Annotated in this window: 19 protein-coding genes and 1 riboswitch; of the genes, 3 read left to right on the forward strand and 16 right to left on the reverse strand. The window is 38.5% G+C overall.

Annotated features, from left to right (window positions below; genetic code table 11):
- Positions 1-157 precede the first annotated feature (157 nt).
- The 14 genes from ACXAGS_RS08865 to ACXAGS_RS08930 form a co-directional block, all read right to left on the reverse strand.
- Positions 158-1405 carry a sulfate adenylyltransferase subunit 1 gene (locus ACXAGS_RS08865; RefSeq protein WP_474906202.1) on the reverse strand — a complete coding sequence of 416 codons (1248 nt, stop codon included), beginning with the start codon at positions 1403-1405 and terminating at the stop codon, positions 158-160.
- Between the two features lie 82 nt (positions 1406-1487).
- Positions 1488-2444 (reverse strand): sulfate adenylyltransferase subunit CysD, encoded by a 957-nt coding sequence (gene cysD, locus ACXAGS_RS08870; protein ID WP_474906203.1) that lies wholly within the window; start codon positions 2442-2444, stop codon positions 1488-1490.
- Positions 2445-2488: 44 nt separating this feature from the next.
- Positions 2489-3106, reverse strand: a complete 618-nt coding sequence (locus ACXAGS_RS08875; protein WP_474906204.1) for a phosphoadenosine phosphosulfate reductase domain-containing protein — start codon at positions 3104-3106, stop codon at positions 2489-2491.
- 6 nt (positions 3107-3112) lie between these two features.
- Positions 3113-3379 carry a DUF2061 domain-containing protein gene (locus ACXAGS_RS08880; RefSeq protein WP_010519084.1) on the reverse strand — a complete coding sequence of 89 codons (267 nt, stop codon included), beginning with the start codon at positions 3377-3379 and terminating at the stop codon, positions 3113-3115.
- 158 nt (positions 3380-3537) lie between these two features.
- The gene (locus tag ACXAGS_RS08885) at positions 3538-3945 is read right to left on the reverse strand and encodes an RrF2 family transcriptional regulator (protein ID WP_474906205.1); all 408 of its coding nucleotides are present in this window, start codon (positions 3943-3945) and stop codon (positions 3538-3540) included.
- A gap of 22 nt (positions 3946-3967) precedes the next feature.
- Positions 3968-5131, reverse strand: coding sequence for a trans-sulfuration enzyme family protein (locus ACXAGS_RS08890; RefSeq protein ID WP_474906206.1), 1164 nt, complete (start codon positions 5129-5131; stop codon positions 3968-3970).
- A 21-nt stretch (positions 5132-5152) separates the two neighbouring features.
- Positions 5153-8539: a bifunctional aspartate kinase/homoserine dehydrogenase I gene (thrA, locus tag ACXAGS_RS08895; RefSeq protein WP_474906207.1), complete on the reverse strand. Its 3387-nt coding sequence runs from the start codon at positions 8537-8539 to the stop codon at positions 5153-5155.
- Positions 8540-8581: 42 nt separating this feature from the next.
- The gene (locus ACXAGS_RS08900) at positions 8582-9859 is read right to left on the reverse strand and encodes an O-acetylhomoserine aminocarboxypropyltransferase/cysteine synthase family protein (protein ID WP_474906208.1); all 1278 of its coding nucleotides are present in this window, start codon (positions 9857-9859) and stop codon (positions 8582-8584) included.
- Between the two features lie 108 nt (positions 9860-9967).
- Positions 9968-10088, reverse strand: a riboswitch (SAM riboswitch).
- Positions 10089-10250: 162 nt separating this feature from the next.
- A complete protein-coding gene (locus tag ACXAGS_RS08905; RefSeq protein WP_474906209.1) occupies positions 10251-10790 on the reverse strand; it encodes a DinB family protein in 540 nt (179 codons plus the stop codon).
- Positions 10791-10873: 83 nt separating this feature from the next.
- Positions 10874-11491 (reverse strand): class I SAM-dependent methyltransferase, encoded by a 618-nt coding sequence (locus ACXAGS_RS08910; protein WP_474906210.1) that lies wholly within the window; start codon positions 11489-11491, stop codon positions 10874-10876.
- 56 nt (positions 11492-11547) lie between these two features.
- Positions 11548-13485 carry a CocE/NonD family hydrolase gene (locus ACXAGS_RS08915; RefSeq protein ID WP_474906211.1) on the reverse strand — a complete coding sequence of 646 codons (1938 nt, stop codon included), beginning with the start codon at positions 13483-13485 and terminating at the stop codon, positions 11548-11550.
- A gap of 114 nt (positions 13486-13599) precedes the next feature.
- Positions 13600-14853, reverse strand: a complete 1254-nt coding sequence (metK, locus tag ACXAGS_RS08920; protein WP_474906212.1) for a methionine adenosyltransferase — start codon at positions 14851-14853, stop codon at positions 13600-13602.
- A 179-nt stretch (positions 14854-15032) separates the two neighbouring features.
- Positions 15033-17723 carry a carboxypeptidase regulatory-like domain-containing protein gene (locus ACXAGS_RS08925; RefSeq protein ID WP_474906213.1) on the reverse strand — a complete coding sequence of 897 codons (2691 nt, stop codon included), beginning with the start codon at positions 17721-17723 and terminating at the stop codon, positions 15033-15035.
- Positions 17723-18628 (reverse strand): GLPGLI family protein, encoded by a 906-nt coding sequence (locus ACXAGS_RS08930; protein ID WP_474906214.1) that lies wholly within the window; start codon positions 18626-18628, stop codon positions 17723-17725. The genes ACXAGS_RS08925 and ACXAGS_RS08930 overlap by 1 nt, the downstream gene beginning before the upstream one ends.
- Positions 18629-18806: 178 nt before the next feature.
- Between ACXAGS_RS08930 and ACXAGS_RS08935 the strand changes: the two genes are divergently transcribed.
- From ACXAGS_RS08935 to ACXAGS_RS08945, 3 genes are all read left to right on the forward strand, one after another.
- A complete protein-coding gene (locus tag ACXAGS_RS08935) occupies positions 18807-19424 on the forward strand; it encodes a deoxynucleoside kinase (protein ID WP_474906215.1) in 618 nt (205 codons plus the stop codon).
- A gap of 174 nt (positions 19425-19598) precedes the next feature.
- Positions 19599-20042 carry a hypothetical protein gene (locus ACXAGS_RS08940; protein WP_474906216.1) on the forward strand — a complete coding sequence of 148 codons (444 nt, stop codon included), beginning with the start codon at positions 19599-19601 and terminating at the stop codon, positions 20040-20042.
- A 135-nt stretch (positions 20043-20177) separates the two neighbouring features.
- Positions 20178-20879 (forward strand): energy transducer TonB, encoded by a 702-nt coding sequence (locus ACXAGS_RS08945; protein ID WP_474906217.1) that lies wholly within the window; start codon positions 20178-20180, stop codon positions 20877-20879.
- A gap of 73 nt (positions 20880-20952) precedes the next feature.
- On the opposite strand, the gene ACXAGS_RS08950 is transcribed toward ACXAGS_RS08945, so the two are convergent.
- Together ACXAGS_RS08950 and ACXAGS_RS08955 are read right to left on the reverse strand one after the other, a co-directional pair.
- Entirely contained in the window at positions 20953-23373 is a 2421-nt protein-coding gene (locus ACXAGS_RS08950) for a sodium-translocating pyrophosphatase (RefSeq protein WP_474906218.1), read from the reverse strand.
- Positions 23374-23513: 140 nt separating this feature from the next.
- Positions 23514-24062, reverse strand: a complete 549-nt coding sequence (locus ACXAGS_RS08955) for an inorganic diphosphatase (protein ID WP_474906219.1) — start codon at positions 24060-24062, stop codon at positions 23514-23516.
- Between the last annotated feature and the right edge of the window lie 18 nt (positions 24063-24080).

Genomic DNA, 24080 nt, shown 5'->3' on the forward strand with positions numbered 1-24080 from the left:
GTAATATTTAATTAAACTTTTACTATCCTATTTAAACCTCTCAAAAGAGCGGAAAACTCCTTAGAGGAAGTGGTATTTTAAATAATTTATAATTCCTATAGATTTTATAGGTTATAAGTCTAAAAAATTCTGGAACCTTACGCTCCAGAACTTCATTTTATTCTATAAAGCCAACGCCAGCTGTAGCGTTAGACCGTGCATCTATCAATATAAAAGAACCGTTGGTTCTATGGTCTTTAAATGCATCGTAAAAGATAGGCTTGTTCAATTTAAAGCTCACTTTTGCAATATCATTCATACCCAAACTTGTTGCCGCTTCATCTATACCCGTATAGTCTGGTTTAATTTTATGATGAATAGCATCTACTTTAGCCAACACCTTATTGACCCCATGCTGTACCACGTATTTTTTACCAGGAGTAAGTTGGTCAGAATCCATCCAAGATACCGTTGCGGTAAATTGCTTTTCTATCTGCGGCAAATCGTCTGCCTTAACCAACATATCTCCCCTACTCACATTAATCTCATCTTCTAGCGTAATGGTTACCGAAGACCTTCTAGATGCCGTTTGGAATTTTTTATCGTGAAAATAAATTTCCTTGATTTTAGAACGCGTTTGTGATGGTAAGGCTACCACCTCATCCCCTACACTTAATTCGCCACCGTACACTTTCCCAGCAAAACCACGAAAATCATGATAATCGTCTGTTTTAGGACGAATTACATATTGCACCGGAAAACGAGGTGTTCCCGTATTGTAGATATCTTTTAAATCTAATTCTTCTAAATGCTGTAGCAATGTTTGTCCTTGGTACCAAGGCATTGCATCAGATTTGTGAACTACGTTATCACCTTTTAATGCACTTACTGGAATAAACGTGATGTTCTGATCTTGATAATCGCGTTTCGCCATTAATTCCTCAAAGTCTACTTTTATGGCATTAAAAGTGTCCTCTGCATAATCTACCAAATCCATTTTATTGATAGCAACAATGACATCTTTAATGCGAAGCATGTTATTGATAAAAAAGTGTCTGTAGGTTTGCTCAATAACCCCCTTACGCGCATCGATTAAAATAATCGCCGCTTGAGAAGTAGAAGCACCGGTAACCATGTTACGGGTATATTCTACGTGCCCTGGAGTATCTGCTATAATGTAACTCTTGGTTGGTGTAGAAAAATAAATGTGGGCAACATCTATAGTGATACCCTGCTCACGCTCTGCCACCAAGCCGTCTGTTGCCAAGGAAAAATCCAAATAGTCATAACCACGTTGCTTACTGGTTTTTTCTATGGCTTCTAATTTATCTGTAGTCAAAGATTTTGTATCGTATAACAAACGTCCAATTAAGGTACTTTTACCATCGTCTACACTCCCTGCTGTTGCTAATTTTAAAACTTTCAATTTCGTTTATCGTTGTTAGTTCATAGTTGTTGGTGGTATTCGTAGAAATGTAGCAACGAACAACCAACGGCCATCAACTAGATTAAAAATATCCTTGTTGTTTACGTTTTTCCATGGCAGCCTCAGAACGCTTATCATCTATACGTGCTCCACGCTCAGAGATAGACGATTCACGAATTTCTGCCACTACTTTTGCTATGGTATCCGCATTGGATTCTACCGCTGCAGTACAAGACATATCCCCTACTGTTCTAAAACGAACGGTACGTTCTTCTACCACCTCATCTTCTGCTCTAAAAACAACATCATCTTCTGCGGACCATATTAAGCCGTCTCTCAAGAAAATTTTACGTTGGTGTGCAAAATAGATAGAAGGTATTTCAATTTGTTCTCTTTCTATGTAGCTCCACACATCTAGTTCTGTCCAGTTACTTATTGGAAAAACACGTACGTTTTGCCCCAATTCTATCTGGCCATTTAGCATATCGAACAATTCTGGACGTTGGTTCTTTTCATCCCACTGCCCAAAATCATCACGCACGGAAAAAATACGCTCTTTAGCACGCGCCTTTTCTTCGTCTCTGCGGGCACCACCTATACACGCATCAAACTTAAACTCTTCAATAGCGTCTAATAAAGTAGTTGTCTGTAGCATATTTCTACTAGCATACTTACCCGTTTCTTCCTTTACCTTTCCTTGGTCTATGGAATCTTGTACATTACGCACTATCAAATCCAAGCCCAATTCTTCTACCAACCTATCTCTAAATTCAATAGTTTCTGGAAAGTTATGTCCCGTATCTATGTGCATTAACGGGAACGGAATTTTTGCAGGCCAAAATGCCTTTTGTGCCAAGCGCACTAAGGTTATAGAGTCTTTACCTCCAGAGAATAACAACACGGGCTTCTCAAATTGAGCTGCCACTTCTCTGATAATATAGATAGCTTCGTTTTCCAGTGCATTAGCCACATCTCCTGTTGCGCCCAATACTTGCGAATCCGTTGCCGAAATTTCTTTTGTTACTGTGTCCAAGGTCATATTTTTATTTAGCCAACGCAGTTGGCGTTCTTTCTAATCATCTATTAGGTATGCAATCCACATTCACGGTTTTCTAAAACCTTTGTAGGATCAAAATACTTATGTTCGTTAGGTAAATTGTATTGTTTTAAATAGGCATCTAATTGAGCATCGCTGTAGTTGTAAAAAGGACTCACCTTTAATACTCCGTCTTTGCTCAAACTTAAAATATCTAAAGAATCCCTAAGTGCTGTCTGCCCCTTTCTTAAGTTGGTAAACCATACATCTGGCTTATGCTCTGCCATTGCTCTTTGAAAAGGCTCTAGTTTTACTTGCTCTGTAAATAGCTTATGTCTTGGGTCATCTATTTGCGGAATACCCATTACTGCATCTCTATGTGCTACTGTTTGTTTTGGCACATATAATTTTACGTTTAGCTTTAAACGCGCTATTAATTCTTCTGCATGCTTGTAGGTATTAGGGGTGTTATAGCCCGTATCGCACCAAATTACTGGAATATTAGGAGCCACGTCTGTTACAGCGTGTAATATGGCCACCTCGTATGGTCTAAAATTGGTGGTTAATACAGGGTTATCACCGTGCTGTAATGCCCATGCTATGATTTCTTGTGGCGGAATACCTTTTAGTTGTGCATTCCATTTTGGTAATTGATCTTCTGACATAGCTTTTTATTTTTTACCCCAACTAATGCTGTTCCAAATACGTTCGTGAAAAAAGTAAAGCACCATCTTAGTTACCAGCTCTATTAAACCAATAGAAAAGGCCAAGGTTAACGTACCCGTAACTATCCAAGAAATTATTACCGTATCTATTGTACCTACAATACGCCAGCTTATACTTTTAGCAATGCTACGCTTAGGACTTTCTGCATTTTTGTCCTTTGCATAGGTGCTTTTCTCTTTTTTGGAATCTACAACAAGTTGATCTGCAATCATAATCTTATTATCCTATCTATTTACTAGAGATTACAAACATAGGGCAATTTTTTATACCAAAATGCAGAATAAGGTTAAATTTCACATTTACCCTACCGTTTTAGTAGATTATTAAAAATTAGGTGATTTTTTTAAGAAAATTTAAGATGGAATCTATCTTATAGCAGGTCTGCCAAGGTGTTATTTCTGTACACTTCTAGCGCACTATCCCTAACTTGAAGCATTAATTTGTGCACGGAACAAGTAGCTTCGTCCGGGCAATCATCACAAGATTCATAAAAATTTAGGCTTACACAAGGCACCATAGCAATAGGCCCTTCTAAAACCCGCATTACCGTGGTCATAGGGATGTCTTTTGGCTCCTTAATTAAATAATAGCCACCGCCTTTTCCTTTTTTAGAACCCAAAAAACCATTGCGCCTTAAAGACAACAGAATACTTTCCAAAAATTTTTGGGAGATATTCTCTTCTTTGGCAATTTCTGCAATTTGCACTGGGGTTTTACCCTCTTGTTGTGCTAGGTAGGCCAAAGCCTTTAATCCGTACTTGGTTTTTTTGGACAGCATAGTACGAATATAGTGAAAATGCCTATCCCAATGCCTGACTTATATCTGCAATAATATCATCTATATGCTCCAAACCTACCGATACCCTTACAGCACCTTCTGTTATACCTGCTTCTAAACGCTGTTCTGGCGTTAATTTGCTATGCGTTGTAGATGCTGGATGCGTAACAATACTACGGGCATCACCTAAATTGGCAGATAACGACAATAACTTAATGGAATCAAAGAATTTTCTACCTGCTTCTAAACCACCTTTAACTTCAAAAGCTACTACACAACCACCAGCTTTCATTTGCTTTATGGCAACGTCATATTTGGGGTGCGACTTTAAAAATGGGTACTTAACCCAATTAATCTTGGGGTGCGATTCTAAATACTCGGCAAGCTTTAGGGCGTTTTCGCAATGCCTATCTACACGTACCGCCAGAGTTTCTAAACTTTTGGAAAGCACCCACGCATTAAAAGGCGAAAGTGCCGGCCCCGTAATTCTTGAAAAACGATATACCTTATCTACCAAATCTCCCTTACCTACAGTAATACCGCCCAAGACCCTACCCTGACCATCTATTAACTTAGTTGCCGAATGAATAACCAAATCGGCTCCAAATTTCATGGGTTGCTGTAAGTAGGGCGAAGCAAAACAGTTGTCTATTATCAATATGAGGTTATGCTTTTTAGCTATTGCTCCCAGCACCTCCAAATCTACAATATCCACACCCGGATTTGTAGGTGATTCGGCATATAATATTTTGGTTTTTTCCGTGATAAGACCTTCAATCTTATCTACCTCATTAACACCAAAATAGCTGGTTTCTATGTTCCATTTGGGTAAGAACGAGTTGAATAGATTAAGCGTAGAGCCAAAGATACTTTTAGAGGCAACAATGTGGTCTCCGCTTTCTGACAAAGCAGCAAAAGTGGAAAAAACTGCAGCCATACCTGAGGCAAATGCAAAACCAGCCTCCGCACCTTCCATCTCGCAAATCTTTGCCACAAATTCATTGTTATTAGGATTGCTGTAACGCGAATAGATGTTTCTATCTTTTTCTTCTGCAAAAGAAGCACGCATATCTTCAGCGTCATCAAAAACAAAACTAGAGGTAACGTACATAGGTACGGAATGCTCTAGGTATTGTGACCGTTCTAGTTGATTTCTTATTGCATTGGTTTCAAACTTATTCTCCATTCTCCTTTTCTTTTAAAAAAACTAGCCTTTCTCTGCTATGCGCAAAATATCTCCAAATACACCGCGTGCAGTTACCGCAGCACCCGCGCCGGCACCTTGTATGGTAATTGGGTTCTCACCATATGATTCCGTATAAATTTCAATAATGGAATCTGAACCGGTTATTTGCCCTAAAGCACTTGACTTGGGCACTGACACCAATTTTACTTCTAACACTCCTTTATCTTGTTGCAAATCGCCATGCAAATCGCCCACGTATCGTAGAACATGGTCTGCATCTTGATTTTCTTTTACCGCTTTAAATTCGGCATCCAACTCGGTTACGCGTTCCAAAAAGACATCTTGCTCTACAGCTCTCAATTGCTCTGGAATCAAATTTTTAATTTCAATATCTGTAAACTCGTTCTCCAATTCTAGCTCACGTGCCAGAATCAACAACTTTCTACCCACATCGTTCCCAGATAAATCCTCTCTTGGGTCCGGCTCCGTGTATCCCTTCTCTTTTGCTTCTAAAACTACTTTAGAAAAAGGCACATCGTTCACGGAAAACGTATTAAAAATATAACTTAAAGAACCCGAAAACACCCCTTTTATGCGGGTAATATTCTCACCTGACAAATGCAACAATTTAATGGTGTCTATCAAAGGTAAGCCTGCCCCCACATTTGTCTCGTACAAATACTGTTTACGGTTGGCATTCAACTCCTTTCTAACATCTTTATAAAACTGATAATCAAGGGTGTTAGCTATTTTATTAGACGATACCAAGTCGAAACCGCCTTTAATAAGTTTGCTATAGTTTAGCACAAATTCTGCATTCGCCGTGTTGTCTACAGCGATTAAATTTTCTAAGTGATTTTCTTGTGCAAACTTTATAAGCGTGTCTAAATTATATGCTTCTCCCTGCGCTAGGAGGTTCTCTTTCCATTGTGTACCAATTCCTTTTCTATTTAACAGCACTTGCTTAGAATTGGCAATCGCGAAAATATTTACCTCTATTCCCTTTCTATCTACAATACTTTCCTTAGACGCTAAAATTTGGTCTATAAGCGTACCACCAACGGTACCTACACCAAAAATGGCTAGGTTAATTCGCTTTGCGATACCGAAAATTTGGCCGTGCATAACATTTGCCGCTTTGTGCAAATCTTGTTTATGAAACACCAAACTGATGTTTTTTCCAGATACTGTATTATTGAATAAAATGGGCACCACCTTATTCTTAATCAATGCATTAAAGGGTTCATGAAAGGAACTCAAATCTTGCCCTACTACGGAAATTACCACCACTTCTTTATTTACTGAAATACTGTTAACGTCTTTAGAACCAAAATCATTGGCAAATTCATCTTCAAGCGCTTTTTTCGCATCCAAAGCACGCTTGGCATTTACTACCAAACCAATACCTCTTTCTGAGGAGCCTTGAGATATGATACCCACACTTATATTTCTACGTCCCAACGCATTAAAAATACGCGCATCTACACCCGCTTTACCGAGCAAACCACGACCTTCTAGGTTAATTAGGGCCATGTTTTCCATAACACTCAAAGAAGTAATCCCCTGTTTACCGCCATCCGCGCTAATTAGCGTGCCTTTTGAGTTTGGATTGAATGTATTTAAAATTCGTAATGGAATATTCTTTTCTAAAAGCGGAATTATGGTTTTTGCATGGAGAATATAAGCCCCAAAATTAGCTAGCTCATTGGCCTCTGCAAATGAGAGTGAATCAATAATTTTAGCATCGGTTACCACATCTGGATTTGCGGTAAAAATACCATCTACATGCGTGTAATTCAGTAATTCTTCTGCATCTAAGAAATTGGCAAAAAGAGATGCCGTGTAGTTACTTCCATTTCTACCCAAGGTAGTGGTTTCTCCTTTTTCATTAGAGGCGATAAAACCCGTAATTATTGGCACCGCATCTGGTTCTAACTGGGCAAATTTTTCTACTACCTTAATTTTGGACAAACCTTCATCTACCTTTGCCTCACCAAAAGCGTTATCCGTTTTTATGAGCTGGCGCGAATCTATAAATACCGCATTAATACCCTTTTCTTTTAACAATCTGCTCACCAATTGGCCAGAAATAAGCTCACCAAAAGACAAGACTTCATCTTTGGTTTTGGCACTATAATCCCCCAAAAGAGCAACACCGTTCAGTTTACTTTCTAGTACCGAAAGTTCTTGGCTCATATCTACCTGGGCCAAACCTGCCTGTTGGTATAGGGCAAAACTTTGTAAATCCGATTTATAATCACCCCCAGATGCTGCTTTTTCTAACAAGCGCTCTAAGGTGTCCGTAGCTTTTTCTCTAGCAGAAAGTACAACCGCTAAACGTTCGCCCGCAGCAACCCTTTGGGTTAGTATATCTAAAACCGCATTTAATCCTTTACCATTGGACAAAGAACGACCACCAAATTTTAAAACCTTTAATCCAGATTGTACGCGTTGTTGCTCAAATACAGGGCGAATTAAATTTTCTAATTGTTTAAATTCGATTAAAAACGCATCGTGGCCATGTAACGATTGTACTTCACCGTAGGTAACATTGCTACTACTTTGGGCTAATCTTTTGTAGGTTTCCTTGTTTTCTTCTGCCGTAAAAAACAAATCGGAATTCACCCCAATAATGTGTATGCGTATGTTGCTTTCTTCAATCTTAGTGAAAATGGTTTCGCCATTGCGAGTTATATCAATGGTCTTAAGCAATTGGTTCATCAACTTATATGCTGATAGTTGAAAACGCTCCTGCAACTTTTTACCATGGTGCATTAACCAACTTTCTACGTTAAACACATTGAGCTCCTCATTGGTACTTCTTTTAAAGCGTTCTTTAAAAGACTCCGGCGTACGGTAACACAACATAGCATGCATACGGGCATCATGCACTGGATTTTTAGAATTGACCAAGAACTGCTCTTGAATTTGACAGTTGGCAATAAGCCAATCCGTAGATTTCCAATCCGATGCTACAGGAATTAAATTATCGGCAATGTCAGGATTCAACGCAATCATTTCCCAGGCAATGCCGCCACCCAAAGAACCGCCTACCAAAGCGTGTAAGTGGTTTACCTTAAGCAATTCTAATCCTTTTAGAAAAATACGCGCCATGTCGCCTGCCACAAAATCCTTATAGTTTTCTATGACAAAACCATCAAACCCATTACCCGGAATGTTAAATGCCAACACGGTATAAATTTGGGTATCTATGCATTTTCCTTCTCCAATAATTTCTGACCACCAGCCATCATCTCCCGTAACATTTGAGTTACCTGTCAACGCATGATTCACCATCACAATTGGGGCCGTGTGCAATTCTTTACCAAATAGTTGATACGACAATTGAATGTCTTGCGTAGCTCCGCTTAGGGTCTTGAAATTTTCTATCTTAAATTGATGTAACATGTATGCGTTTAAATTACTTAGGGCAAACCCTAGTTAACTGTATTATTTTACCGCAGCAAAAGCCTGTTCTAAATCAGCTTTTAAATCTGCTATATCTTCTAAACCAACAGACAAGCGAATCAAGTCTTGGGTAACCCCTGCGCTTTCTTGCTGCTCCACACTCAATTGCTGGTGTGTGGTACTTGCTGGGTGAATGATTAAAGATTTGGTATCACCAATATTGGCTAGTAAAGAGAAAACTTTGGTTGCGTCTGTTAATTGCTTAGCCGCTTCAAACCCACCTTTGACGCCAAAAGTAACAATACCACTTTGTCCTTTAGGCAGATATTCTTGCGCAAGATTATTATACTTACTACTTTTTAAACCGGGGTAATTTATCCAAGCTACTTCTTCCCTACCTTCTAACCATTCTGCCAATGCCAATGCATTTTCACTATGCTGTTTTATTCGTACAGGCAAGGTTTCTAATCCTTGAATAATTTGGAAGGCGTTAAACGGACTTAGTGCTCCGCCAAAATCTCGCAACCCTTCTAAAATCAACTTAAAAGTAAATGCCGCCGCACCTAAGGCCTCATGATACACTAAGCCATGATAACCTGCAGAAGGTTCTGTAAATTCTGGGAATTTTCCGTTGCTCCAGTCAAACGTGCCAGCATCTATGATAGCACCACCTAAAGAATTTCCTTGCCCACCTATGTACTTAGTTAACGAGTGTATTACCAAATTGGCACCATGCTCAATAGGATTTAGTAAGCCCGGTGTAGCTACCGTATTATCTACAATAAAAGGAACCTGTGCTGCTTTTGCCTGTTTAGAAATCCCTTTTAAATCCAACACATCTAATTTTGGATTCCCCAAAGATTCTACAAAAATGGCACGTGTATTTTCTTGCACTGCCTTGCCAAAATTCTCAGGGTCTTCTGCATCTACAAACGTAGTGGTAATACCCAACCTTGGTAAGGTTACATTTAATAAATTATAGGTGCCGCCATACAAACTGCTAGAAGCTACAATATGGTCTCCTGCTTTTAATAAAGTTAGTAAACCAGTAGAAATGGCAGCGGTACCAGATGCAAAAACTACAGCACCTACGCCACCTTCAATAGCTGCCAAACGCTCTTGCAAAATCTGATTGGTAGGATTGTTTAAGCGTGTATAGATAAAACCAAGTTCTGCCAAAGAAAATAAATTGGCCGCATGGTCCGTATTATTAAATACGTAAGAGGTAGATTGGTAAATAGGAACAGCTCTTGTACCGCCTGTTTGGGTGGTGTCATGACCTGCATGTAAAACGTTGGTTGCAAATTGTGAATTACTCATGTGTTCTGTTTTTATCGACTAATTAAAATTGATTACTAAAAGCCAACGACGTGCTTGTCGTAAACAGGTATAAAAAAGTTATAAGAAGATAGATGAGAAATTCTCTGTGTGTTATCCTTCCCTAATGGGTAGAATGTAGCACCTTCTTAAAGCACCTGCGGTTGCTGGGAGCATTCAAGGGTTGCTAAGGCTTCAAAGGGTCTATTCCCTCCACCTTTCTTGATAACTATTCAATACGTGTGTGAACTTTACAGGACAAATATAAAGGCAGAAAAATTACAATTCCTAATGTTTTACCATTTTTTAAAGGATTTGGACTTTTCTATTGAATTTATAACAGTTACTTATCGCTTTGGTTTGATGCAGACCTAACAACCAATTTTTAATTCAATTATTGATACAGCACATACCGGGGCGGTGTAATACCATTCAATCTTAAATAAACAATCATCTGAGCTCGGTGATGCGTAATATGGTCTGCCAAAAGCATACAGATTTGCCGTTTGTTCCTATCTAAACCAAAATAATCTAATCGATTGTCCAGTTCACTAGAATCTAATTGCTTTAATATTGCAATAGCCTCCTTAAACGTGGTATTCAGAATTGCTAGCATTTCTTTTTTTGACTTTCCCTTAGTTTTGTACACTGTATCTTCTTGCCAAGTTGGAGTTTTTATTTCACCTAGTAAGGTTTTAGAATGCCAGTTTAAGGCAAAGCCAATATGCAATAGATTTTGGGCAAAACTCAAGGATTCTTCTGATGCCTTATAGTGATAATTTTCCTCTGGCATAAGCTCCGCTACTTGCTCTACATACTTTTGCGAATTTTCTAATCGCTCTACAAAATCGGACACAAAAACAGTTTCTTGCGCTTGCATTGGGTAAGAAACAAGCAGTATAAAAAGCATATACACAAAAGATGAAGTTTTCATGAGTCTTAGATTTGTTTTAAACTTAAACAATAATCGCCATAAACCGAATTCTAAAAAAGTATACTGATTCAAAAATGGGTTTTCTATTTACATTGATACAAAGTAGTGATAATTACACCTCCATTTGTGGTATCTGGAATAGTTATCAATTGCTTTTTTGCTATTGGTTTAAAGTTAAAGGGTGCCAATTCTAGATTAACACCGCTATTTTTTCTTAAACGTATGTTTCTACCGGAAATAATATCTAGATTAGGCTGATATTCCCCTTCTGGGAGGTGTTCGGTTACAATTAGATACTTGTACTGATATAACTTCGGCAATATGCCTTCAATCTCTTTATTGGATAAATGTTGTAGTACCTGCCTTAGAATAGCACAATCTGCCTCTGGCAGTTCATCTTCTGCCAAATTTAAACACTTAAAACGCACGCCATCCAAGCTATACTTTTCTTGGTTGAATTGAATAAGTGCTGGTACGATATCTACTCCAATATATTCCGAAGCGTAAGGAAGCAGCTGCTTCCCTATATTGAAATCCCCACAGCCTAAGTCGCAAACCGTAATCGGTTTTGTAAATCGGTCTAAAAACTGGGATACCACAGAGATATAGGGCGTAACAAATTCTGGATGATGAGAACCATGACCCGAATAATATAGATTGCTCCCTTTACCCCAAAAACCTAGTTCATAGATTTGCTCCATAGCGTCCTTGGTAGGCCAAGGACGCTTTTTTAAACTATATTTTATGGAGTTTGATTTCACTGTAGCACAGTAAATTCAATATTGGAATCTGTAAACACCGTATGTGTCTGTGTTTTAAAATCAGACGCTTTAGCCTTGAAAATATTATCCACATAGGTTTGCGGATTTAAATCAATTAGCGGAAACCATGTACTTTGAACCTGAATCTGCAGTTTGTGCCCTTTTTTAAAGGTGTGAAAAACATCTTGCAGTTTTAGGGTAACGGCAGTCTTTTCATTGGGGGTAAAAGGTTCTGGTTTTGAAAAACTATTTCTAAACCTTCCCCTTAAAACCTCACTTCTTACCATTAAATGGTAGTTGCTCATTTTTAGGTGATCTTGCATTTCTTCATTAGTTTCTACATCTTCGGGGTGTACATCTATAACCTTAACTACCCAGTCTGCCGCAGTACCAGTTGTGGCCACCTGTAAATTGGCCAATATGGAACCCGCCATGGTTAAATCTTCGTCTAACACCTCGGTTTCAAAAACCAAGACATCTGACCTACGAGCCGCAAAACGTTGGTCGTCTGTCATGTATTTTCTAGGTGTAAAAACAGATTTAATATCTTCAGAATACGGTACTGGTTTCTTTACATTACTAACAAATTGAATACCGGAGGTAGCTTCTTGATTCACCGTTAACTTTTCATCGGCACTCAAGTAAAAGGTCTTTTTAGAAGTGTTTTTGGGTGGCCATGCATCAAATTGAGACCAATCTTTTTTACCAGAGTCAAACACATAGGCTTCTGGTAGTCCAGAATCCTCGTCACCTTCCCCTTTCAAGAAATGATGAAAAAATTTAGTTTCTATTTGATCCTGATAAAAAACGGAGATAGAATCACCAAAATAATAATTACCTACTAAATTTCTTTCGCTTCTGCGTGCCCATCTGCCATGGTCCCAAGGTCCAAATACCATTGTGTTATATGCCCCTTTGTTGTGCTTTTCTATATTCTTGTATGTCTCTAAAGGACCATACAGATCTTCGGCATCAAACCAGCCACCTACAACCATTGTTGCAACATGGCTCTTGGTTTTATCTAAATGTTGAATTAAACCACGGCTCTGCCACAACTCATCATAATTTGGATGCTCTTTTAACTCGTTCCAGAAATAATCGTCTGTTTTACCTTCTGGTCGCATTTTAGGGGTATCCGCTGTTTCATATTCAAAAAATCGGTCTAAATTCTCTAACGGTCCTTGGTCCAAGAAAAACTGATATTGGTCTTCTGTTCCTATGTTTGGCAAGGTATACCAGGCCGTATCTATTGGGCTGTCCCCATTTGGCCTAGGTGTACCAAAAAGAGAGGTGGCCCTAAAATAACTTAACATATAAGCTCCGTTGTGATGAAAATCGTCAAAGAAAAAATCGCCAATACATGCCTGTGGCGAAGCGGCTTTTAAGGCAGGATGCGCATCTATGGTAGCGTAGGTAGCATACATTCCAGGATATGAAATTCCCCATACCCCAACTCTACCGTTGTTGTTTTTTACATTTTTTACCAACCAATCAATAGTATCATACGTGTCCGTACTTTCATCCACTTGTTCATTACTTGTTTTGTTAGGGATGTATGCGCGCATATTCTCATAATGTCCCTCACTCATCCACCTACCCCTTACATCTTGGTAAACTACAATGTAGCCTTCTTGCATCATATTAACGTTTGGGGCTATTTTACTTTTAAACTCACCTTCTCCATAAGGCGCGGAACTATAGGGTGTTCGCTGCATAATTATTGGATATTCTTGGGAGGTATCTTTTGGAGTATATATGGTGGTATGCAAATTTACCCCGTCTCGCATGGGTATGTCTACTTCTTGTTTGGTGTAATTATCGGCAACGTAATTATCTGATAATTCTGCATTTGTATCAGCTTTGCCGGTCTTTTTACATGCTTGGGCAGCAATTAGGAATACAACTAATACGGTGTACTTAAAGATAAACTTCATAGATGGTCTGTTTGTTAGCATTTAAAACTACGAAGTTTTTAATTTTATTTAAACTAAAAAACCGCTAATTGCTTAGCGGTTTCTTCTATTCTAAATCTTTTTTAGATTATTCTTCTAAATTTCAAAAGCAGCTTTAACCGCATCTACTTGGTCTAATTTTTCCCAAGTAAACAACTCTACCTCTTTTTCTATTCTACCGTTATAAGGAGACTCATAAACCTTGGTTACGGTTTGCGGGGTTTTACCCATATGCCCGTAAGCGGCGGTCTCTAAATAGATAGGGTTACGTAGTTTTAGACGTTCTTCAATAGCAAACGGACGCATATCAAACAATTCTGCTACTTTCTTAGCTATTGCACCATCAGACAAATTAACTTTTGCCGTACCATAGGTATCCACAAAAATAGAGGTTGGCTCTACCACACCAATAGCATAACTAACCTGCACCAAAATCTCATCTGCAACCCCTGCAGCCACTAAATTTTTAGCAGCATGCCTTGCCGCGTATGCGGCACTACGGTCCACTTTGCTCGGGTCTTTACCACTAAAGGCACCTCCACCGTGAGCCCCTTTACCCCCATAGGTATCTACAATAATCTTACGACCAGTAAGTCCAGCATCCCCGTGGGGACCCCCAATAACGAATTTACCTGTAGGGTTTATATGATAGATAATATCATTAGTAAACAAAGCTTGTACATAGCTTGGCAATTGCTCCTTAACACGTGGTATTAAGATTTCTATAATGTCTTTTTTGATTTTTGCCAACATGGCATCGTCCGTATCAAAAGCATCGTGCTGGGTAGAAACCACAATTGTATCTATACGCTGCGGCACGTTTTCATCAGAATATTCTATGGTAACCTGCGCTTTGGCGTCTGGGCGTAAATAAGATATTTCTTTACCTTCTCTTCTTAAATCCGCTAAAACCTGCAAAATTTTATGAGAGATATCCAGAGCCAATGGCATGTAATTTTCGGTTTCCTTAGTGGCATAACCAAACATCATCCCTTGGTCTCCTGCACCCTGCTCTTCTTTGGTTGCACGGTCTACACCTTGGTTAATATCTTGACTTTGCTCGTGAATTAAAGAAATTACACCACAAGAATCTCCGCTAAACTGGTATTCCCCTTTGGTGTAACCTATTTTATTAATTACCTCTCTAGCTATGGTTTGCACATCTAAATAAGTATCGCTCTTTACTTCACCGGCCAATACTACCTGACCTGTAGTTACCAAAGTCTCACATGCTACTTTGCTTTCTGGGTCAAATGCCAAAAAATTATCTAATAAGGCATCGCTAATCTGGTCTGCTATTTTATCTGGATGTCCTTCACTAACGGACTCCGAAGTAAATAAATAGGGCATTCGTTTCAATTTTATGGATAGATTTGACGAAACACCCCAAAGAAGTTAACACCACTTTTTAGCATTTTTTTATTTCCGCCGAAAACCAGTTTCAACTTCTGAGGTTGCAATCAGTCAAATCCTTCCTCATTAATGGAGGACAAAAGTAGGAAGCCAAATGCTTTTGACAAAATTGAAAATTATAATTCGTACTTAATTTTAAATATCAGATACCTTGGTTGCACAAAATAGGCAGAAGTACTGATAAAATTGTCGTTATAGGTATCCCTATTAAGCACCTCATTATTGGTTAAATTGGTTGCTTCTATGCTATATTCCCATTTGCTTTTAGGCTTTTGATAGGATAAACTGGCATTTAAGAAACCGTATTTATTTTCTACCGTTTCTGCCTTATCTCTATAAAAATAGTAATCGTAGTCTGCCAAAAACACAAAGCCGTTTAAAAAAGCGGCATCAAACTTAGCAAAAGGTCTATCTGTATAAAATGTGGAATTAGTAGCACCCGTATTATAGTCATTTACCGTGTAGCGGTAACCCAACTCTAAATTAGGTGCATTTACAAAACTACTACCCACAGAAGCCGTATAATTTTGGGTGAAGGATTGCGAATTTTGAGCATCACCGTTCACAATGTTATTGGTGTTACCATAAGAAAGTCCGGTTTGGGCACTAACTTTTACCTTACCAAAAGTTCTTTGGTAATTACCGTTTGCAGAAAGGGTCTCATCTTCTAAATTGGAATTTATAGGTGAATTTACCTGATTTATGCCAGTAATACTGGTATTGGTCTTAAAGGCATCAATGCGTTTGCTGTAAGAGGCATTTGCAAAAATATTTTGCTGATTAAACATTTTAAAGCTGAAAAAGTTTAAGCTCACATTGTGATACAACGCACTTTCTAAATCGCGATTACCTTGATATAACGTATTGTAATTGTTAAAGATATAGCCAGAAGCAAAGCTATTGATATCTGAAAAACTACGCGTAATGTTATAGTTTAGGCGCAAACTCTCCGAATCTTTAAATTGATATTGCATAAACATATCTGGCACTATATTCACTAAATCATCGCTTACAGAAGTTCCCAACTGAGCGTTAGTAGCCTTATAAGCATGCACATGAAAACCAGGATTAAACGTAAACTTACCGGCAACTAGCTTGTAGTGCATACCCAAGTAAGCATCAGAAAAAGAAAAGTCAACATCGTTATTTAGCTCACTCTCATTAAAATTTTGCGTAGTACCGTTATCTAAAATTTGAAATATTTTAGAATTAAAACGTTGCTCACTTACCGTAGTACCCAAGGTAAAGTTTAAATGACTTTTAGGAGAGGTTACCCAAAAATAATCCAGTTTAGCATCTAATCGATGCGTTTGGGTGTACTGATCCTGATTTACATTATACACAGACTGCTCTTCATTAAAAGGAATAGTCCCTAAAAAAGGTTGCTGCTGCCTAATGGCATTATAAAACGGGTTTTCATCTGCATACTCATAACTAGCCTCCAAAGCAAAAATATTGCTTTCGTTTGCCGTGTAATATACATTACTGTTTTGGGTAATTGTTGTTGGTCTTTGGCTGTTTTGTTCAGTAATATTATCTGTAGTAGTTGTTAGCGACAAGGTGTTTGTTAATTCTTCCTCATCCGACAACCTTACCAAAACATCATAATTCCATTGAAAACTATCGTTAGGCTTGTAATTAGACCCCAATTTTATAAGCCCCAGTTTAGAAACTTGGTCTGTACTAGCGCTGGTTTGTTCTGTTTCGTTACTTGCAATAAAAACCCGGCTTGCATCCGTTTCCATTAGGGTATTGGTATAGGAGTAGATTCCAAAGCCATTTAATTTCCAAACATCTGATGGCTTTAAGGTAAAGTTTAAAGCACCAAATTTAGTGTCTATCTCTTTTGCCCTATCGTTTTGTGCCGTACTTATTCCTAATCCGCCAGAACCGGTAGAAAAGCTTGTACCCACATTGTTACGGGTAGCCCCTTGAAAACCTCCTGTAAAATTCCAATAATCCCTTCTAGAAAAAGCTACTTCGCCCACATTATTGAGATTTGTAAGCAGGTTTAAGCTAAAATCAGGGCTATAGTAAAACAGCTTAGGGTTAGCAGTATACCTGCCATCCAGACCAGCACCACCAGTAATTTCTCCAAACCAAAACTTCTTTTTACCCGCTTTAAGTTTTAAATTGATAGCTACATTATCTTGGTTATTGGTAACACCTTTTAATTGGGAGACTTCACTATAATTACGTAATACTTCTATCTTATCTAAAGCGTTGGCAGGAATATTTTTAACAGCAAGCTTAGAATCGCCATCAAAAAAATCCTCCCCCTCTACCATTACCTTGGTTACCGTTTTACCTTCTACTTCTATCTCTCCGTCATCATTTACTTCTACCCCGGGTAAACGACTTAAAACATCTTCTAATTTCTTTTCTGTTCCCGTTACAAAAGAGTCGGTATTATAAATAATGGTATCGCCTTTTATAGAAACTGGAATTTCATAGACCACCTCTACCTCATCTAAACTTTCTGCTGCCTCAAATAAAACTATATCTAGATTAACATCTTGTGCCGTTGTGGCCAACGGAATTTCTTTAGTAGTAAATCCTAAGAAACTTACTCTTACCGTGTAGGTAGAATTTGCCTTGATACTAAATTGAAATTTACCTTCTGGGCTGGTAATTCCAAAGCCATCTAACGCCTGCCCTTCTTGGTTTACCGCCATAACATTGGCCATATCCAATGGATTTTGAAGACTATCTTTAACCATACCTTTTAGGGTAATGTTTTGTGCCAGTGCTCCTACGGTAAAAAGTAAACTCCCTACCCATACCGTAATTCTATATGTACCCTTCATTAGCCTCTTGGTCTAAATCCGCCTTGTCTACCTCTGTTTCCCCCTCTAAATCTTTCAGACATTTCTTCCATCTTTTCCACAAGAATCTCATCATACTCGTTTTGGGTAACCTCTTTACCTTTTTTAGGCGCTTCAATTTTAGATTTCTCTGCTGGATTTAGCACCAATTTAGAACAAAGGATTACGGTTTTATCATCGTGAATTTCCAAAATCAGTCCTGGCAAGCCCCAATAATTTCCTGGCCCTGTACTTACTGGAATTTCCGGAGTATACCACGCTACAACTTCTTTCTCTGTAGGTTGGTTAATTCGGCTTAAAAGCGAATTACTTCCTTTTGCCGTGGTGCTATCCTTTTGTATGGTTTTTTTCTCCTCTTCTCCTGGTGGAGGTGGAGGGCCAAAGCCTCTAAACGCATTAACTTTGGACGTATCTATTGTTTTAATTGCCGTTGCTTTGTAGGCCGTATAGTTCCCTATTTTCTTGGTTTCTGCACCTAATTTCCATTGCCATTGCTCCAAACTGTCTACTACCAAAAATACTTTTCCAAATAGTTCTTTTTGACTTTTAAATGTTTTGGTCTGTACATCTTTGTAGTAAATTCCAGAAGAGCCACCCATCATCATTCTAAAACGGCCTCCCCTACCATCGGTATTGGGTGTTTCCAAAGCTTGCTGTTCTGTGTACAAGCTTGCAGTTCTATTAAAATTTAAGTCGTAGGTACGCTCCATACCTTTTTTCATCCGTTCCATTATCTCGGCCTTTCTGTCCTCTGGTATGCGTCTACCCTCTAAATTAATATCTAAAGTTGTCTTGCTTTGATACGTTGCTACGCCTTGAAAATCTTGAGCGCAAATAAATCCCAAATAAAAGATGGTACAAACGGTTAAAATGTGGTTCAATTTCATGTATATGGTTGTTTTATGAACTTTAGACCTCTTCTCGCAAAAAAGGTTTAATCTGTCTTAAAAAAATTTGAATATTATTTTTCTTTTTTACCTGCTTAAAAAGATTTTTTAGGACCTAGGATTACTTGTATATTGCAGCCCCCTATTCATTTAAGAACTCTGTTTAAAAAAAACGAACATGCACGTTGCCATTGCAGGAAATATTGGAGCTGGTAAAACCACTTTAACTACTTTGTTAGCCAAACATTACAATTGGGAAGCACATTTTGAGGATGTTGTGGACAATCCTTATTTGGACGATTTTTATACTCAAATGGAACGCTGGAGTTTTAACCTACAAATCTATTTCTTAAATAGTAGGTACAGACAAATTTTAAATATTAGGGAAGCCGGTAAAAAGGTAATACAGGATCGTACCATTTATGAAGATGCACACATATTTGCCCCAAACCTGCATGCCATGGGTCTAATGACCAATAGGGATTTTGACAACTACAAAAGTTTATTTGAATTGATGGAAAGTTTGGTGCAACCGCCAGACTTATTGATTTATCTAAGAAGTTCTATCCCAAATTTGGTAAAACAAATACATAAAAGAGGCAGGGACTATGAGAGCAGTATAAGCATAGACTACCTAAGCCGATTGAACGAACGCTACGAAGCCTGGGCCAACACCTATGAAAAAGGAAAGCTATTGATAATTGATGTTGATGATATCGATTTCGTATCTAACCCAGAAGACCTTGGTAATATAATCAACAGGATAGATGCAGAGATTCACGGACTGTTCGAGTAACAGTACCAATTCTCAGTTGTTCTTAAATTGCCTGTCTTCGATGTTTTGCTCTTTTTATCGTCAAAAGAATTTTTTAGTTTAATCAACTAAAATAGTTGCATTTAAACGAGTTGCGCTTATATTGTTTTCTTCTAGACCTAATTTTGTTACAGAAAATAATGATAGAAGGAATAGATGTTAAGTATAAAACAATCCCCCCATTATCACCGTGCTTTTCAAGAACTTAATTATGCGCATGGCGATTATTATTTGTTTGAGCATTTTATTATTGCAGAAATTAAGGAAGATATAATCTTTAATTGGAAGGAGCATGCCAAAAAAGTAGTGGCAGAAATTTCAGATTTATATGAAAATAACGGCCAAGACTTAGTTTATATCTCTAACCGGGTAAACAACTACTCTGTTGTACCTACAGATTGGGTTCATTTTTTTAAGTACCAATACAATTTAAAAGGATATGCAGTAGTAGCATCCAAAAAAGGGAAAGCATGGTATAATAGCCTTTTAGAAAAAATGTTTGTTCGCAACCAAATGCAAACATTTTTGGATTTGCACGAAGCTATTGAATGGGCAGAAAGTCTTTACCCTGCAAAAAAGAAGCTACGCTCTGCAGTTTAAGAAACCAAACTAACTAAATATAAAACCCTGTCAATTATTAGTTTACTCATTAATTGGCAGGGTTTACTCATTGTTGGTTTTACCCATAACCAATGCTTACTACATTAAAGACACTAATTTTAAAATTTAAGTGTCATGAATGTAAAAAAGCATCCAAAAACTCAATTAGAACCCCTTAGGAATTTGTTTTTTGTAAGTGGTTTAGCATTAATTCTTTGCTTAAGCTACCTAGCTCTTGAGTGGAAAACCTACAAGCCCTTACCTCGTTATAAACAAATTAGCGCCCAACTTACTAGTCTAGACGAGGCACCCCCTATTACCTATCATACATTACAAGAACCACCTAAAAAAAGCTATACTGCTCCAACAATCATTAAAATTGAGGAAGACGATGCAGGAACAATTGAAGACCTAATTGAAATACCCAGCGCAACAACCCACAACATTTTGGCCGTAAACCAAATTACCGTGATTGAGGAACCAGAGGACGAAATAATTCCTATTAACCTAGTTGAAGAAGCACCAATTTTTCCCGGGTGCGAAAATGCGATCGACAAAAAGGCCTGTTTTCAAGAAATGATGCTTCTACATATAAAAAACACGTTCAAATATCCTGAGCAAGCCATAGCTATGAATTTGCAAGGTAAGGTCCATGTTTTATTTACTATTGATAAAGGTGGGGTAATTACCAATGTACAACTGCGTGGACCTCATAAAATTTTAGAACAAGAAGCAAGCCGAATTATGGCGAAATTACCGAACATTAAACCTGGAAGACAAGGCGGAAGACCGGTTAAAGTTCCGTTTTCAATACCAATTACTTTTAAACTGCAGTAAATAAAAGAAGCCACCTTTTAAAAGGTGGCTTCTTAAATAACTCGGGGAAGTTAATTTGTAGTACATAAATATACTATTCTATTTTTAGTTCTACCTGTTCTAGACTTTTAAGTTTAGCTTTTACCTCTTCCTCAGTTCCCGTGAATACTTTTTCTGTTGCCTCTCCATCTACACTAGAGGTAACAGTAGCAGTAACCGTACCATCCTCGTTCTTAAGCATTTCTACTTTTACTTCTTTCTGTTTTGTTTGCACATCCGAAAAATGGATTTCTTTATCTGCAGTTAATTCATGACGTTTTCCATCTTCATCAATCCATACCCTCTTTTCAATATTTACAGCCATTTCTGTACTATCCGCACTTACTGCTATACTTGGGGCAATTACCAAAGCAACTACACTCATTAATTTTAAAAGAATATTTAAAGAAGGGCCAGATGTATCTTTAAATGGATCACCAACGGTATCCCCCACAACTGCTGCTTTATGTGCATCCGTTCCCTTGCGGCCATCACTTTCTATGGTTTTTTTAGCGTTATCCCAAGCACCCCCGGCATTAGATTGGAATATGGCCATTAAAACCCCACAGGTTGTAACACCTGCCAATAGCCCACCTAGCATTTCTGCACCACCAATAAAACCAACAGCAACAGGAACTGCAATTGCCAGTAAGCCCGGTAATACCATTTCCTTAATAGAAGCTTGTGTAGAGATGGCCACACATTTATCATATTCCGCTACACCGTCTGCCGCATCAAAAATAGCACGCTGTTCTGGAGTAGCTTTGGACATATCCGTATCTACCGCTCGCATAACTTCTAAGGCTGCTTTTAATTGCGGTATGTCTCTAAATTGTCTTCTAACCTCTTCTATCATGGCCATTGCCGCCCTACCTACTGCATTCATGGAAAGAGCAGAGAATACAAAAGGTAGCATGCCACCAATTAACAAACCAGCCATAACCGTAGGTTTAGACACATCTATACCGGTTACACCAGCAGTTTGCATAAACGCTGCAAATAAAGCTAGAGCGGTTAAGGCTGCAGAGGCTATGGCAAAGCCCTTACCTATGGCCGCCGTAGTATTACCTACTGCATCTAACTTATCTGTACGCTCACGTACTTCTCCCGGTAATTCTGCCATTTCTGCAATACCACCGGCATTGTCAGAAATGGGTCCGTAGGCATCTACTGCCAATTGTATTCCCGTATTGGCCAACATACCAACCGCCGCTATGGCAATACCATAAAGGCCAGCAAAATGATGAGAGACTAAAATGGCCGCAGCAATTAAAATAATTGGAAACATAGTAGACATCATACCCACGCCCAAACCAGCAATGATATTAGTAGCGGCGCCGGTCTCTGACTGACGCACGATGCTATTTACCGGTTTGGTTCCGGTTCCCGTATAATACTCCGTAACCTTACCAACCGCTAAACCAGCAATTAAACCTGCCAAAACGGCTATAAAAACACCTAAAGAACCGTATTCTACACCATTGAAAGACCAACTTTCTGGCAGCATCATATTTATAATAAAGTAACAGGCCACCAACATTAATCCGGCAGAACCAAATTCACCAATATTTAAGGCAGTCTGCGGATTGCCCCCATCTTTAACTTTTACAAAAAACGTTCCTATAATGGACATTAAAATACCTACGGCGGCAAGTACCAAAGGAAGATAAACCGCTCCCAACCCATCAAACGAAGACTGGAATGCCGGTATTTGCGTAAATGCAGCACCCAACACCATAGTACCAATAATAGAACCTACATAGGATTCAAAAAGGTCTGCACCCATACCGGCTACATCCCCTACATTATCTCCCACGTTATCTGCAATGGTCGCAGGATTCAACGGATGATCTTCAGGAATACCCGCTTCTACCTTTCCTACCAAATCTGCCCCAACATCTGCCGCTTTGGTATAAATACCACCCCCAACACGCGCAAAAAGCGCAATAGAGGAGGCTCCTAAAGAAAAGCCAGATAAAACATTTAACACTTCGCCCAAGGCCCAGCCTTGACCGCTATATACCATAAATAGGCCACTTAATCCTAAAACACCAAGACCAACAACACCTAGCCCCATTACTGCGCCTCCTGCAAAGGCTACCTCTAAAGCTTTCCCCAAAGAAGTTCTTGCCGCTTGCGTTGTACGTACATTTGCTTTTGTTGCCACCTTCATTCCAATGAAACCGGCCAGTGCGGAACAGATAGCACCTACAATAAAGGAAACGGCAACCATGCCATTAGAACCTGTCTCATTGCTCCCTTTAAAGAATAGTAGAATTGCAACGGCCAGTACAAAAACGCTTAGTATTTTATACTCTGCTTTTAAGAAAGACATGGCTCCGTCGGCAATATTTTTGGCTATACGGGCCATTTTTTCATCGCCCACATCTTGTTTAGAGACCCATCCGGATCTAATAAAAACATACAACAGTGCCAACACACCAAATGCTGGCAAAAAATTCACAAGTTGCTCCATAGTTTTAAATCAGTTTAGTCAGTTAATTATTATTCTGTTAATTTTTTAAACATCTTCTAAATGTAAGCAATTGTATAGGAATAAAAAAAGCCATCTTTTTCAAGTAAAAGATGGCTTTATAATTTTATTGAAGCGAGAACTTATATCATAAATGTTCTATTGGCTTTGTGTTCGCTATTCTCATAACGCTCTACACATTCTTGGAAAATTTTTATTGCTTCTTGTGCATCTCCCCAACCACCAGTATCTACTTTTTTCTCTTCTAAATCTTTGTAAACCGCGAAGAAATGCTCTATTTCCTTCATTCTGTGCGGGTTTATTTCACTAATATCTTTTTTTCTGTTCCATACGGGATCGTTAACCGGAACACAGATAATTTTTTCATCAGGTCCTTTTTCATCCGTCATATGAAAAACACCTATAGGACGCACCTCCATAACTACCATTGGAAAGGTTGGTTCCGTACCCAATACCAAAACATCCAATGGATCTTTATCTAAAGCCAAGGTTTCTGGTACAAAACCATAATCTCCAGGATACATCATGGATGAAAATAATGTTCTATCAAAACGGATTTTATTCAAGGCGAAATCATACTCATATTTGTTTCTACTTCCTTTTGGAATCTCGATAAGAACATCAAATGTGACTGTGTTTTTTCCTTTATTTTCTCCTGCTTGCTTAGCCATATTTTAAATTTTAGGTTG

It is taken from the genome of Croceivirga sp. ABH4_376, from assembly GCF_056160685.1.

What these genes read in the sequence shown, in the direction of transcription:
- ACXAGS_RS08875 (WP_474906204.1), bottom strand. Translation starts at nt 3,106, where the DNA reads ATGTCAGAAGATCAATTACCAAAATGGAATGCACAACTAAAAGGTATT.
- ACXAGS_RS08905 (WP_474906209.1), bottom strand. Translation starts at nt 10,790, where the DNA reads ATGAAAACTTCATCTTTTGTGTATATGCTTTTTATACTGCTTGTTTCT.
- ACXAGS_RS08880 (WP_010519084.1), bottom strand. Translation starts at nt 3,379, where the DNA reads ATGATTGCAGATCAACTTGTTGTAGATTCCAAAAAAGAGAAAAGCACC.
- ACXAGS_RS08890 (WP_474906206.1), bottom strand. Translation starts at nt 5,131, where the DNA reads ATGGAGAATAAGTTTGAAACCAATGCAATAAGAAATCAACTAGAACGG.
- ACXAGS_RS08935 (WP_474906215.1), top strand. Translation starts at nt 18,807, where the DNA reads ATGCACGTTGCCATTGCAGGAAATATTGGAGCTGGTAAAACCACTTTA.
- ACXAGS_RS08930 (WP_474906214.1), bottom strand. Translation starts at nt 18,628, where the DNA reads ATGAAATTGAACCACATTTTAACCGTTTGTACCATCTTTTATTTGGGA.
- ACXAGS_RS08945 (WP_474906217.1), top strand. Translation starts at nt 20,178, where the DNA reads ATGAATGTAAAAAAGCATCCAAAAACTCAATTAGAACCCCTTAGGAAT.
- cysD (WP_474906203.1), bottom strand. Translation starts at nt 2,444, where the DNA reads ATGACCTTGGACACAGTAACAAAAGAAATTTCGGCAACGGATTCGCAA.
- ACXAGS_RS08910 (WP_474906210.1), bottom strand. Translation starts at nt 11,491, where the DNA reads ATGGAGCAAATCTATGAACTAGGTTTTTGGGGTAAAGGGAGCAATCTA.
- ACXAGS_RS08900 (WP_474906208.1), bottom strand. Translation starts at nt 9,859, where the DNA reads ATGAGTAATTCACAATTTGCAACCAACGTTTTACATGCAGGTCATGAC.
- ACXAGS_RS08950 (WP_474906218.1), bottom strand. Translation starts at nt 23,373, where the DNA reads ATGGAGCAACTTGTGAATTTTTTGCCAGCATTTGGTGTGTTGGCACTG.
- ACXAGS_RS08940 (WP_474906216.1), top strand. Translation starts at nt 19,599, where the DNA reads ATGTTAAGTATAAAACAATCCCCCCATTATCACCGTGCTTTTCAAGAA.
- metK (WP_474906212.1), bottom strand. Translation starts at nt 14,853, where the DNA reads ATGCCCTATTTATTTACTTCGGAGTCCGTTAGTGAAGGACATCCAGAT.
- ACXAGS_RS08885 (WP_474906205.1), bottom strand. Translation starts at nt 3,945, where the DNA reads ATGCTGTCCAAAAAAACCAAGTACGGATTAAAGGCTTTGGCCTACCTA.
- ACXAGS_RS08915 (WP_474906211.1), bottom strand. Translation starts at nt 13,485, where the DNA reads ATGAAGTTTATCTTTAAGTACACCGTATTAGTTGTATTCCTAATTGCT.
- ACXAGS_RS08955 (WP_474906219.1), bottom strand. Translation starts at nt 24,062, where the DNA reads ATGGCTAAGCAAGCAGGAGAAAATAAAGGAAAAAACACAGTCACATTT.
- thrA (WP_474906207.1), bottom strand. Translation starts at nt 8,539, where the DNA reads ATGTTACATCAATTTAAGATAGAAAATTTCAAGACCCTAAGCGGAGCT.
- ACXAGS_RS08925 (WP_474906213.1), bottom strand. Translation starts at nt 17,723, where the DNA reads ATGAAGGGTACATATAGAATTACGGTATGGGTAGGGAGTTTACTTTTT.